We start from the raw sequence: 13459 nt of genomic DNA, 5'->3' as shown, positions 1-13459 counted from the left end.
TTCCACGACCGCCCAGAACTCATCAGAAATCACACCAATCCGCGTCACCGACCAATTTTCGCCGGTCAGGACACGAAAATTCGGGAGACACGCCCTAGGCGGGTCCAGGTGACCAGGTCGGCTGCGGTGAGGATGATTTCGAGCCAGGCAGCGTTGGCCCAGAAGCCGTGACATGGCAGGTTGCGCAGGCCGGTGGCTTTGAGTTCGCGGATGCGGTCTTCGACGCGGGCGTGCTGGCGGTGCCGCAGTTCCAGGCCGGCGACTTGACCGGGTATGACACCGGGTGGCGTGTCGGTGATGAACGCGGTGACCCGCATGCCGTCGGCGTCGGTGAACCGCAACTGCGCGCCCGGGTGCGGTCTTTCTTTTCGCAGGATCAGGCGGGTCCCAGCCGGCCAGGCAGACAGGTTGACCAAGGTGGTGGCCTCGGCGACCCACGCTCCGTCGCGGATGCCGCCGTCGGTGTCGATCGCCGGGTACCAGCCCTGACCGAGGTTGAGGGTGTCCACAGCGTCTTGCACCCGTAGATCGACGGGATACCCGAAGGGGAACCCGACTCCGGCGGCGCGGCAGGCGTCGGCGAACTTGTGGGTGGCTCCGGCGGTGTCGCAGCGCACCAGCACCGCCACCGTGCCGGGATCATCGGGGTCGGGCCGCCACCGCGGCGGCAGCGACGCCAGCGCCTGTTCCAGGACGATGACGTGGTCACTGGCGGTGTTGGAGCCGGCGTTGCCGGTGCGCAGCAGCCCGGCCAGGGCTTCCCCGCCGGCGATCTCGGGGCGGTCCAGGAACGCCAGCAGCGGGTGAAGACCGAACGTCTTCTTCCAGGTCGGTGTGGCGCCGGTTTTGTTGTCGGAGTGATCGATCACCAGGGTCGCGTCGATATCGATGTGCAGCCAGCCCTCACCAGCGGGGGCGGCTCCGGCTTCCCAGGCCGCCGCCCGCGCGTCGGCCCGTGCCGTCCGCACCCCCGGTAGGTGCGCGGCGTCGATGCGCTGATCTATCAGCCGCCACATGGTGGTCGTCGAGGCCTTCGCGCCGAACACATGCTCGCGATCGCCGCACAACTGAGCGACTCCGTCGATGCAATCGGCACCGTCGGCGACCGCGGCCGCCAGATCGCAGAACACCTGCCCGGGCGCGTAACCCACGGGCCCCGGTAGGTGTCGGCCAACGCCGCGGTGACCTGCGCCGACAGGCCCGTGCGGTCGGCGAGTTCACGGAGCAGGCCCATCCCGGCATGCGACACGACACCATGGCCATCGGCGGAAACTTTCACCCGCGATGCGGCCGCGATATTCTTCACCTGCGAGGTGCCTTCCAGCTGGAACGATCTGAACCTTAGACAAGTCCGATTATTCCTTGCAGGACAGGCACTTTCGCATATATATACCCCGTTTTGCACGGCATTTCACGAAAAATCCGGGTTAGTCCGGCGTGGCGAGCGCCCCGGGGCCGTACTTCTTGGCGATCAGCGCCCACGGGTCGGCGTAGGGGCCCCGACCCTCGAGGCGGCGCTGCATCAGCAGCGCGGCCAGCACGAGCGGCCGCAGCAGCGGGCTCAATGCCCGCGCGACGATGCACTGGCGGCCCTGGGCTTTCGCGATCCAGTCCAGGGTCTGGTGCCAGTCGTGCTCCTGGAAGTCGAGCAGCGCCTGCGTCTCGGTGGTGTCGTACCAGCCGGTGAAGCTCCACCCGCGGTCGTCGCCGGGATCACCGGGCAGGCTGGCCGCGGGGCCGAGCCGGCCGAGCCCGGCGGCGGCCATCATGTCGTCCTGCAGGTCGCGTTGCAGCTTCACATACGATTCGTCGCCGCCGATGAGCAGCACCTTGCCGGCGATGGTGGCCGCTCGGTCGACGCCGTTGGCGAACGCCAGCCCCACGTCGCGAGCGTCCACCATGTGGATCCGGTTGTCACCGGGCATCGAACGCATGAGCGCCAGGTAGTCGCCGTTGATGCTGCCCTGGGTGTCCGGTGACGCGACGCCGGCGAGCCGGAACAGCGCATACGGCACGCCGCTGGCGCGGATGGCGGCCTCGGCCAGCACCTTGTCCTGGCCGTACTGGTCGATGGGGTTCACTGGGGTGTTAGGGGTGATGCGTTCCGGGTGGCGATATGGGTTGCGCGACCCGTAGACCGCGGCGCTGGAGGCCATCAGGAACAGCGGCTTGCGGAGCAGTTCGGAAGCCGCCGCCAGGAGGTTCTCGGTGCCGCCGACGTTGACTTTTCTGGCCAGGGCGGGGTTGCGGTACGACGGCGGCGAGACGATCGCCGCAAGGTGGATAATCGCTGCGGGCCGATGGGTTGCGACGAGTTCGCGCACCGCGGCCGGATCCAGGAGATCGACGTAGGCCGGTATCAGCGTGCCGGCGCGGGCGGACAGCTCCCGTTGGGCGGCAACGGTTTTGTCGGTACGCAGATCCATCGCGACGACGGTGTGGCCGCGGTCGAGCAGGATTTCGGTGCATCGCTTGCCGATCTGCCCGAACGCGCCGGTGACGAGCACGGTGGTGGCGGCCACGGTCACCGCCCCGTCAGCCGGCCGGCGACCCTGGCGATCGCCCGGCGAATCCCGGGGGAGACGTAGACCGAGACGACCGGGGTGGTGATGTCCTCGCGGAGCCGGGTCAGCTTGGAGCTCTTGATGAGCCACTGTCCGTCGACGCGTTCGTAGGTCTCGTGGTAGTGGCCGTAGCCGACCAGCGACACCCCGGGCGCGAGCCGCACAACGTCTTGCAGCGCCCACACCCCGCGGGCCGTCGTCGCGGACGTGAGCTCGATCTCGGGCGCGTGCACCTGGTGTGCGGTGGCCTGCGCCGGGCGGCCGAGGGTTCTGCGCAGGAATGCCACGAAGTCGTCGGCGCCGACGATCACCTTGCCGCCCGCCTCGGCAGTGTCGCTGACGAAGTCATCGGTGAAGATCGTGCGCCACGCTGCCCAGTGCTTGGCGTCCAGGTGGCGGCAGTAGCGGGCCTTGAGCTGCTTGATGGCCTCGATCGCCAGCAGGGTGGCGGTGTCGTCGGCGGCCATCAGGGTGGGTGCGCCTTCTGTCATTGCGGCTCGATTCCGGTCGATCTGCGGGCTGGGCGTGACATTTTCTCCGTGAAGTGTAAACCTGTCTTGCTGGGCGGCGGAGTCGGTCGCGGAATTCCGGAGCAGGTCCGCGGCCCGGCTGGCCGAGCGCCTGCCGCGCCTCGACCCGGAGAAGGCCAGGCTCCGGTGCCTGGCCCGCACTGACTGGGACGTGCCCAAGCACGAGGGCCTGACGATGTTCTTGCTGCCGCTGCGGCATCCCGGTGTGACGATCAACCGCACCGAGCAGGTGCGGCGGTAACGACGTTCGTGACGCCGCGCAAATCCGCGTTTACGGAAAACGTCGAGCGGGCAGTCCCCGCAGATGGCGCGCAGTGCAGAGAATCTGAGCAAGGACCCCAGGCCCGACGAGGCGGAAGACAACGCGTTCTTTCCTTCCGCGTATTCGCTGAACGAGTACACGTCGCCCAAGACCGACTTCGCCGGTGTAGAGCACCCGGGCGGATACACCGGGGGCAAATGGAAAGTGCTCATGATCGCGACCGAGGAGCGCTACGTGCTGATGGAGAACGGTACGATGTTTTCCACCGGCAACCATCCCGTCGAGACACTGCTTCCGTTGCACCACTTGAGGGAAACCGGCTTCGACGTCGAGATAGCCACCATCTGCGGCTACCCGGCCAAGCTGGAGCTGTGGGCGATGCCGCGCGAAGACGAGGCGGTGCTGTCCACCTACGAGGCCCTCAAGCCGAAGCTCAAAGAACCCAAGAGGCTTTCGGACGTCGTCGAGCACGAGCTGGGCCCGGATTCGCCCTACCTTGCCGTCTTCATCCCGGGCGGCCACGGCGCGGTGGTGGGACTCCCCGACAGCAGTTCGGTGGGGCGCGCGCTGCACTGGGCCCTGGACAACGACAGGTTCATCATCACGCTGTGTCACGGCCCGGCCGCGTTGCTGGCCACCGCCCTGGACGGGGATGAATCACCGTTCAAGGGTTACTCGGTGTGCATCTTCCCCGACGCGCTCGATGAGGGGCCCAACATCGAAATCGGCTACCTGCCGGGTCATCTGCCCTGGCTCGTCGGTGATCGGCTGGGCAAGCAGGGGTTGACGATCCTCAACGACGACATGACCGGCAAGATCTACCAGGACCGCCGGCTGCTCACCGGCGACAGCCCGCTCGCGTCCGACGCGCTGGGCCGGCTTGCCGTCAACGCCTTGCTCGAGGCCGCCGAGCGTTGACGCCCGTGGTCCCCCCGGCCCCGGGTCGGCGCAGTCGCTCGGCAGTGCGGTAGCCGACAGCGGAGAAGACGGCGCTAGGTGCGCGACCAACCGCGCGACATCCGGGAGTTGGCCGAACCACCCGTCGATGAACCTCGCCGAGCGCATGTTCATGTCGCGCGGCAAGGTGGGACCGTTCCGCGTCGAGGGCACCGCCCATCGTGGCGGTCCGGGACGGGTCGGGGTGCGCACGTTGCTGCACGACGAGGGCAATGCCGACAAGGCCGTCACCTTGGCCGCGGCGATTTTCGGCGTGGTGAACGCCCGATCGATCGGTGCCGCAGGAGACGAAATGCGCCACCCCGCGTGGCAGGAGCCGGGCGGCGCCACGGCCGGGCTTGCCCACTTGCCAGATCCACGTATCGTGTACATTCTTAACTATTAAGTAACTGGTTATAACTGCGCCTCGGGAGGGTGCGTGTGGACCTGCGAGCACAGCTTGCACAATTGCCTGCCGAGGCGCGGGAGGCGTTGGCGCAGCGGATAAAAGCTCAGCTGCACGACGCCGATCCCGCTGCCCCGGAATACCATGTCGCCATCGCCGGAGGCGGCGTAGCCGCACTCACCCTGGCCTTGGAGCTGCGCGCTACCCGGCCGCAAACGCGGATCCTCATCGTGGGGGCGACCCCGCACCCGGTGCCCGAGATCACCCACACCGTTGGCGAGTCGACGGTCGAGATCTCCGCGCACTACCTGCGGGATCGCCTTGGATTGGCGGACCATCTGAACACCGCCCAAATTCGGAAGATGGGCCTGCGCATGTTCTTCTCGCACAACGGGAACACCGATATCGCGCAGCGCTTGGAACTCGGCAGCTCCGCGTTCGTACCCCAGGTGACTTACCAGATCGACCGCGGCCGGTTGGAGAACGAGCTTAAACGGCGTTGCCTGTCGGAGGGTGTGGAAATCGTCCCGGGGCGCGTTCGATCCGTGGAGATCGGTTCCGGGGAACGCCCACACGTTCTTACCGTTCAGGACGGCAATATCAGCACCAGCACCACGGCACGTTGGGTGGTCGACGCATCGGGAAGAAACCGGACGCTTGCCCGGCAACTGGGGCTGCGGCGGGGCAGCGAGCACAACTGCAATGCTGTGTGGCTGCGTGTCGCGGCGGAGGTCGACGTGAACCAGTGGAGCGACGACCCGAGTTGGCGGTCGCGCTTGACCGAGGGCGACCGCGCGCTGTCCACTAATCATTTGATGGGCGAGGGCTACTGGGTTTGGCTCATCCGGCTTGCATCCGGCGCCACCAGTGTCGGCATTGTCGCCGATCCTGCTTTCCACCCGTTGGAGCGCTTCAACACGCTCGCCAAAGCTCAAGCGTGGCTGGGCGAATATGAGCCGCAGTGCGCCGCGGCGCTGGCGCAGCACCAGAACTCGATCAAAGACTTCAGGGTGATGAGACACTACAGTCACGCCGTCGCCAAAGTGTATGACGGGCGCGACCGCTGGTGTCTCACCGGGGATGCTGGAATCTTCCTCGATCCCTTGTATTCCTCGGGACTAGACCTCATCGCAATCGGTAATGGCCTCATCACCGACATGCTCGTCCGTGAGCTCGATGGCGAAGACGTCGTCGCACGGGCCGGCATAAGCGACTTGCTGTTCCGGTCGCTCACCGAAATGTGGCTTGCTGTTTATCGCAATCAGTACGGGCTGATGGGCTCGCCAATCGTCATGTCGGCCAAGGTGATCTGGGACATTGCGTTCTATTGGGGCTTTCTGGGTCTGCTCTACAGTAACGGCCGGTTTGCCCGTGTCGCGGACGACCCCGGGGTGGTACCGCACCTTCAGGGGCTGATCGATCTCAGCAACCGCGTGCAGCAATTCTTCCGGGAATGGGCCGCGGTCGAGCCCAGACGTCCGTCGGCGACATTTGTCGATTTGTACTCACCAATGTCCTTCATGAGCACGTTCCACACCGCGATGATCGGGAGGGCCACCGATTACACCGCCCAGTTCCACGCGAACGTCCGGCTGCTTCGTCAGGTAGCAGGCCAGCTGGTAGAGACCGTGGTTGCGGAAAAATGCGAACGTTTTTCCGAGGATGATGTCATGCGGCAGGCGCAGGCATGGCAAAGCGACGCCTTTTTGCGGGAACTGCGCTCCGCCTACCGCCACGAGCAGCTGACCAACCCCATCAGCCCTGATTGGGTTCCCGGCTGCGTGCCTGCCCTCGAATTCAGTTGACCAGAAATACGATCCGCGGCGGTCAGGGTTCATGGGCCGGGCGGCGCCGGCAGAGACGCCCGGCTTTACTGCCGGGCCAACCAGGTTGCGCCGCCGTCCTTGAGTGTCGGGACGACGCGGATTGCGGCGGCAGCATGACGGGCTGGTCTGGTCGGCAAAGGCGCGTGACCCGTGAGGTCGCCGCGACAAAAATCCTCGCCGGATCACGCTGCGAACGCATTGCGGCGATTTGGCGCGGGCTCGCGACGGGTTGATAGGGGAAAGATGCACATGCTCGCGGGGCAGGCTGCTCGTGAATCCTTGGCGATCGTGGGTATCGGCTGCCACTTCCCGGGTGGTGCCCGCACCCCGGAAAGCTACTGGCAGTTGCTGTGCGGTGGGACCGATGCTACGTGCACAGTCCCCGAGACCCGATGGAATGCCGCCAAATACCACGACCCGAACCCGGCGAAGCTCGGCAAGATGGTTACCCGACGGGGCGGTTTCCTCAAAGAAATCGATCAATTCGACGCTCAGTTCTTCGGCATTTCCCCGCGGGAGGCGAACCATCTGGATCCACAGCAGCGCCTCCTGCTGCAGACCACCTGGGAGGCACTGGAAGACGGGGGTATTCCCGCGGAAGGTCTGGGCGGCACCGACGTAGGGGTGTTCATCGGCGGCTTCACCCTCGACTACCAGCTCCTGCAGAATCAGGGCCGCACCAGTCGCTACCGCTTCAAAACTCATTCCGCCACGGGGATGATGATGACGATGCTGGCGAACCGGATTTCGTTCGCATTCGACTTCCGTGGACCGAGCATGACGATCGACACGGCGTGCTCGAGTTCACTTGTCGCGGTGCATCTTGCGGCGTTGAGCTTGTGGAGCGGCGAATGCGATCTCGCACTCGCCGGTGGCGTCAATATCATGATCGGGCCCAACACGGCCATCGCGGAATCAAAGAGCGGGTTTCTCAGTCCTGACGGCCGCTGCAAGGCCTTTGACGATTCCGCCGATGGTTACGCGCGGGGAGAGGGTGCGGCCGTCGTCGTCGTCAAACGGCTCGAGCAGGCGCTACGCGACGGCGACGCAATCTACGCTCAGATCCTCGGCACGGCGGTGTCGCAGGACGGTCGCACCGACAGCATCACCGTTCCCAGCGCTGAAGCGCAAGAAGCAGCAATTACCGCGGCCCTGCGGCGAGCGGGCGTGCACCCGGGTGAGGTTGGATACGTGGAGGCGCACGGCACCGGGACTCCCGTCGGCGACCCTATCGAGGTTCGGGCACTGGCCAATGCGCTCGCGTCGGACCGGCCCGCGTCGAATCCGCTGCTGATCGGATCGGTCAAATCCAACATCGGCCACCTCGAGGCCGGTGCCGGGGTTGCAGGGCTCATCAAGACCGCGTTGGTACTCAAGAACGGCTACATTCCGGCCAACCTTCATTTGAAGAACCTGAGCAGCCGAATTCCTTTCGAGGACTTGAATATCGACATTCCGCGGACTGGTCGTCCATTTCCCGAAGGTCGGCGGCGCATAGCGGGGGTGAACTCTTTCGGCTTCGGCGGCACCAACGCCCACGTCGTGCTCGCTGAACCCCCCGCCCCGGACAGCGTTCCCGCCGCGGACGTGTGTCAGCCGCTGCCACACGCCGTCGTGCCCATCTCGGCGCGCGCAGCCGAAGCGCTGCAGGCGAAGGCGTACCAGTTGGCCGAGCACCTGGCCGCCCACCCCGATATCTCGCTGGCGGACCTGGGGTACACCTTGAGTCAACGCCGTTCCCATCTTAATTGCCGTCGCGCCGTGGTTGCGGGCAGCATCAGCGAAGCGCGAGAACAATTTCGAGTTCTGTCCGAAGGTGGGCAGAACCCTGCGGGCCGTACCCACACCGGTGCGCCCAAGTTGGCGTTCGTCTGCACCGGCATGGGCCCACAGTGGTGGAAGATGTGCCGTGGACTGCTTGGTTCCTACCCCGTGTTCACCGAGAGCATCCTGCGGAGCGATCGTGAACTGTCCCGCTACACGGGCTGGTCTTTGGTGGATGAACTTCGAGCCGATCAATCCGATTCGCGCATGGCCGAAACTGAGGTGGCGCAACCCGCCAACTTTGCCATTCAGATAGCACTCGCCGAACAGCTCAGACAGTTCGGGATCAGGCCCGACGCGGTGATCGGGCACAGCGCCGGTGAGGTGGCTGCCCACTACCTCAGTGGTGTCCTCACTTTCGAGCAGGCGGTTCAGGTGGTATTTCACCGAAGCAGCCTTCAACAACGCACGAGCGGGCTGGGCCGCATGCTCGCCATCGGCCTTGGCGCCGAGTCGGTCATGCAGACGCTCGACGACGTGACCCGCGAAGAGATCGGGCGGCGGGTGTCCATTGCCGCGATCAACGGCCCGTCGTCGGTTACCGTCGCCGGCGAGAGCGGCGTCCTCGACGCTTTCGCCCGGCAACTGGATGAGCGCAAGATCTTCCACCGTTTCCTCCCCGGGAACGTGCCGTATCACACCCACTACATGGACGCGCTCAAAGACGAGCTGTGCGGCGCTCTGGACAAGCTGTCTCCCGAAGCTGCCGCGATCCCGCTGTACTCCACGGTCACCGGGGAAATGTTGGAAGGACACGCGGCCGGTGCTGCCTACTGGTGGCAGAACATACGCGCTACGGTGCTTTTCGAACCCGCGATCCGTCGGATGCTCGATGACGGCTATACCCACTTCATCGAGCTGGGCCCGCATCCTGTTCTGGCGGCGTCACTGGTAGAGACCGCCGCAAGCCAAAACACAGATGTTGTGGTCTTGGCGACCATGCGGCGCAATGAGGACGACAGTCGGACGCTGATGAGTTGCATTGGCGAACTGCACTGCCACGGCCACCGAATCGCGTGGGACACTCTGTTCCCCCGGCAAGGGGCGCGACTGGTAAAGCTTCCTCCGTATCCGTGGCAATCCAAGCGCTTCTGGAGCGAAACCCAGGAGGCGGCGGAGGATCTGCATTACCTCCCGGTGCATCCGTTGTTGGGCCAACCCGTGAGTGGCGTGCACCCGACCTGGGAGGTGGAGTTGAGCGCTGCCGCCGCCCCTTTCCTTGCGGATCATCGGATCGAGGGAAGTGTTGTCGTCCCGGGGTCGGTATTCCTCGAAATGGCCTTGGCTGCCGGCGAAGCGGCCTACGGTTCAACGGACCACAGGGTGGACAACCTGTCGCTGCAACGGGCCCTCATCCTGGACGAAACGTGCGATCCGATACTGCGGACCACGCTCGACCGCAACACGGGCGCAGTGGAATTCGCCGCCTTCACCGCGAAATCCGGTAGCGACCTGAAGTGGACGATAACGGCAACAGCGGAGCTCAATACGCTTTCGCGGCCGCCCGGGCGCAGCGATACCCCAGACGGCAACCGGACTGTCACCAGCGTGAGCGGCGACGACTTTTACGCTCGCACCCGAGCAATCGGTTTCGATTACGGCGACGCCTTCCGGTCCGTCAGCAACTTGACCTCCGGGGATGGCTGGGCGACAGCTGAGCTGACCGTACCCGCTCAAATCGCAGACCACATCGACGAGTACCGATTCCATCCGGCACTCATCGACGGCGCCTTCCAAACGTTGTTCGGCGCAGCACTGTTCGCCGAGGAAACCGACGAGGGTCCGTACCTTCCGACGCGGATCCGGCGAAGTGAAATCTTTCGCCCGCCGGAGAAAACGATGACCGCCCACGTGCGCGTCATATCGGCCGGCAGGGACGAAATCGAGAGCGACATCACGATCAGCGGCGACGACGGAGAGCCGCTTGCCGCTTTCATCGGCTTCACCGTGCAATCACTTGGCGCCTCAACTCGCATGTCGCCCGAACGAGTGGATAAGGGGCTCTACGAGATACAGTGGGTCGCAACGACCGACGACCCGCATCAGCCTCTGCCGAGCGCGGCGGCACCGGCCAATTCGTCCTGGCTCATCTTCGTCGACGCCGCCGGTACCGGGTCGACGCTCGCCGAGCAACTGCGCCTCGGCGGCCACCGCGTTCAAACAGTTGTGCGTCATCTCGGCGACGAGCTGGACAGCGTCGACGGCGGGTACGCAGTGAATCCGCGGCGCCCGCAGCAACTGCGTCGGCTGCTGCAGACATATCGCGGCGAGGACAACCTGGCCGGCATCATCAACTGCTGGCCGATGGACATGTACGCCCATCCGGATGATCAACCGCTCCGGTCAGGGCCAACCGGAGCGGTGTACCAAGACGGCGATCCCGCGGGTGCCGATGTTTTCGCAACTAATGAGCAGATCGGGGTCTTCACGATCATGCATCTGCTCCAGGCGATGGCCGACCAGGACGCCGTACGGCCGTGCCTGTACGTGATCACCGCCAATGCGCAACCGGTGCCCGGAACCGAGGCCTTGGCCGTCGAACAGGCGGCCATTTGGGGACTCGGTCGAGTGATCGGCCACCAGGAATTCGCCGGCTGGTGGGGCGGACTCATCGACATCGACGACGTTGACGACCTCACCGAGACTGCCGCGCTCATCTGCCGGCACATTGTCACCGCCGACCCGGAAGATCAGATCGCCATCCGCGGCGGCGTCACCTTCGTCCCGCGTCTTCGCTCGTGCGGCGACCTGACAAAAGCCTTTCCCACCAAACTCGCGCCCGATGCGACCTACGTCGTGACCGGTGCGGCCGGCGCCCTCGGACGTATCGTGGCCACTTACCTCGCCGAACGCGGGGCACGGCACATTGCACTACTGAGCCGGCGCGAGCTCCCGCCGCGGCACCGGTGGGCGTTGTCGGCTCCGGACGACCCGCACAATTCAATGATCGACACAATCCGAACGATCGAGGGTCTCGGCGCGAGAGTAACCGCCGCCAGTGTCGATGTCGCCGATGCCGACCAGGTGAACATGTGGCTGGATTGGCACGTTCGAGAAGGGGGCCGTCCGGTCCGCGGAATCGTCCATGCCGCAGGATCGGTCAACGACCAACTTCTGATCAACATGACCGAAGCCGACTTCACCGAAGTCATGGCTCCCAAGATCCGCGGCACCCGCGTGCTTCACAACGCCTTCCGCGGGTACGACCTGGATTTCTTTGTCATGTTCGGGTCTGCAGGCTCGGTCCTCGCCGCGCCCGGCCAAGGCAACTATGCTGCCGCCAACGCGTTCCTCGACGCCTTCGCGCACTACCGACAGGCCGAGGGACTGCCGGCTCTTACCATCGGGTGGGGCCCCTGGTCGGTCGGAATGGTCGAAGAACTCAAGCTCGAGAAGAGGTACGCCCAGCGCGGAATCGAGCTCATCACACCGGCAGTGGGGATCCGGATCCTCGATCGGCTCATCAACCAGAAAGCCGCCAGCGTCATCGCTATCGGTGCCGATTGGATGCAGGCCCGCCGTGTCGGGTTCGGCGGAAAGCTGCCGCCGATGTTCTCCGAACTGGGGGTCGAAGAAGCGTCCCCGGATCACGTCGGTTCGGATTCGTCAATGCGCGAATTGATCTCGGCCATGCCGGAAGAGGACAGGCTCGACGCGGTCGCAAGCCACGTCCGGCAGATTGTTGCCGCCGTGTTCGAACTCCCCGTCGCCGAGGTCGGGCTCGACGACAGCCTCGACGACATCGGGCTGGACTCAATGATGGCAATGGATTTCAGGCTGCGGATCAACGCGGTGTTCGCGATCGACGTGCCACTGCTCGAACTGCTCAGGGGAGTGAGCGTCACATCACTGGCCGTTCACATTCTCGACGACCTCCACCTGGCCGGCGACGACGCGCCGGAACCCATCGGACAGCGCTCGGAGCGCACGTCAGCCGGCGGCGACGTCGACACACTCCTCGAGCAACTATCGGAGGCCGAGCTACGGGAAATGCTGGCCGAACTCGAGCGGCAACCTTCCGGGCCGGACACAGGGGGTGCCCAGTGGCCTCTTCAAGGGCAGTGACGCACGCGCATCACGCGTCCGCGGTCCACGTTCGGGGCCTGTCGAAGTCCTACGGAACGTTGCACGCGGTACGGGATCTGGACCTCGATGTCGAGCACGGCGAAATCTTCGCGATCCTGGGGCCCAACGGCGCGGGGAAGTCGACCACCATAGAAATTCTGGAGGGGCACCGTCAACGCGATGCCGGTGAGGTAACTGTGCTTGGCGAAGATCCCGGCGCCGCGGGCAGGGGTTGGCGCGCCAAAATCGGCATCGTGCTGCAAGAAGCCAGCGACTTCGGGATGCTCAACGTCTCGGAAACGGTGCACATGTTCGCGCAGTGCTACGGAAAGACCCGGGCTCCCGAGGAGGTGCTCGAACTCGTCGGGCTCGGCTCGGTTCGCGATTCGAGGGTCAGGGCGCTGTCGGGTGGGCAGCGCCGTCGGCTCGATGTCGCGCTCGGAGTCATCAACATGCCCGAACTGGTCTTCATGGACGAACCGACGACCGGATTCGACCCGGAAGCCAGGCGACGATTCTGGGATCTGATCAGGCTGCTGGCCACCGACGGCACGACCGTTTTGCTGACCACGCACTACCTCGAAGAGGCCGCCACGCTGGCGGACCGCGTCGCGGTCATCGCCGCCGGCAGCCTGGTGGCGCTCGACTCGCCGGCGAAGCTGACCGGATACGTGAGTTCGGCTGCGACGGTCCGGTGGAGGGAGGGAGACGAAGTGCACGTGGAGCGCACGGATTACCCGACGGAGTTGATCAGGCGGCGCTCGGCGAACGGGAAAGAGCTTGGCCAGCTGACGGTCTCGCGGCCAACGCTCGAAGACGCATATTTGCGGTTGATCGGCCAGGCAGATGAGTGTTGACCACGTCGAGCGCGCCGCGATGGCGCGACATCGCGCGAACGGGTCGGATTCTTCGTTGCCGTCGCCGCTGCGCATCGGCATGTCGCGCGTCATCCCCGAGCTGAAGATGTTCTACCGCCGGCCCGAGCAGGTGGTCCTGACGTTCTCCTTGCCGGCCGTCATCTGCATTTTGTTGGGTTCGATTTTTTC

General features: G+C 65.1%; 7 protein-coding genes and 2 pseudogenes. 6 read left to right on the top strand and 3 right to left on the bottom strand.

The window, feature by feature from the left end; genetic code table 11:
- Positions 1 to 95 precede the first annotated feature (95 nt).
- From AC2VOR_RS07320 to AC2VOR_RS07310, 3 genes and pseudogenes are all read right to left on the bottom strand, one after another.
- Positions 96 to 1306, bottom strand: a pseudogene (locus AC2VOR_RS07320) (IS1380 family transposase); the annotation flags it as partial.
- 121 nt (positions 1307 to 1427) lie between these two features.
- On the bottom strand, positions 1428 to 2522 hold the full coding sequence (locus AC2VOR_RS07315) for an NAD-dependent epimerase/dehydratase family protein (protein WP_486963495.1): 1095 nt from the start codon (positions 2520 to 2522) through the stop codon (positions 1428 to 1430).
- Positions 2523 to 2524: 2 nt separating this feature from the next.
- Complete coding sequence (locus AC2VOR_RS07310; RefSeq protein WP_486963494.1) at positions 2525 to 3055, bottom strand: nuclear transport factor 2 family protein; 531 nt, start codon at positions 3053 to 3055, stop codon at positions 2525 to 2527.
- A gap of 343 nt (positions 3056 to 3398) precedes the next feature.
- Between AC2VOR_RS07310 and hchA the strand changes: the two genes are divergently transcribed.
- From hchA to AC2VOR_RS07280, 6 genes and pseudogenes are all read left to right on the top strand, one after another.
- The gene (gene hchA, locus AC2VOR_RS07305; protein ID WP_486963493.1) at positions 3399 to 4274 is read left to right on the top strand and encodes a glyoxalase III HchA; all 876 of its coding nucleotides are present in this window, start codon (positions 3399 to 3401) and stop codon (positions 4272 to 4274) included.
- Positions 4275 to 4401: 127 nt separating this feature from the next.
- Positions 4402 to 4698: a hypothetical protein gene (locus AC2VOR_RS07300; protein ID WP_486963496.1), complete on the top strand. Its 297-nt coding sequence runs from the start codon at positions 4402 to 4404 to the stop codon at positions 4696 to 4698.
- A 35-nt stretch (positions 4699 to 4733) separates the two neighbouring features.
- A complete protein-coding gene (locus AC2VOR_RS07295; RefSeq protein WP_486963492.1) occupies positions 4734 to 6503 on the top strand; it encodes an NAD(P)/FAD-dependent oxidoreductase in 1770 nt (589 codons plus the stop codon).
- Positions 6504 to 6773: 270 nt separating this feature from the next.
- On the top strand, positions 6774 to 12413 hold the full coding sequence (locus AC2VOR_RS07290; RefSeq protein WP_486963491.1) for a type I polyketide synthase: 5640 nt from the start codon (positions 6774 to 6776) through the stop codon (positions 12411 to 12413).
- A complete protein-coding gene (locus tag AC2VOR_RS07285; protein WP_486963490.1) occupies positions 12410 to 13270 on the top strand; it encodes an ABC transporter ATP-binding protein in 861 nt (286 codons plus the stop codon). Before AC2VOR_RS07290 ends, AC2VOR_RS07285 begins: the two co-directional genes overlap by 4 nt.
- Positions 13260 to 13459: pseudogene (locus AC2VOR_RS07280) on the top strand (ABC transporter permease); the annotation flags it as partial. The gene AC2VOR_RS07285 and the pseudogene AC2VOR_RS07280, both read left to right, overlap by 11 nt.

The sequence above is a fragment of the Mycobacterium sp. TH-M103 genome, from assembly GCF_057473785.1.
This window is presented reverse-complemented; position numbering and strand designations above follow the sequence as displayed.

Excerpts from the sequence above, each read along its gene's own strand:
- AC2VOR_RS07310 (WP_486963494.1), bottom strand. The coding sequence starts at position 3,055 with ATGACAGAAGGCGCACCCACCCTGATGGCCGCCGACGACACCGCCACC.
- hchA (WP_486963493.1), top strand. The coding sequence starts at position 3,399 with ATGGCGCGCAGTGCAGAGAATCTGAGCAAGGACCCCAGGCCCGACGAG.
- AC2VOR_RS07300 (WP_486963496.1), top strand. The coding sequence starts at position 4,402 with ATGAACCTCGCCGAGCGCATGTTCATGTCGCGCGGCAAGGTGGGACCG.
- AC2VOR_RS07290 (WP_486963491.1), top strand. The coding sequence starts at position 6,774 with ATGCTCGCGGGGCAGGCTGCTCGTGAATCCTTGGCGATCGTGGGTATC.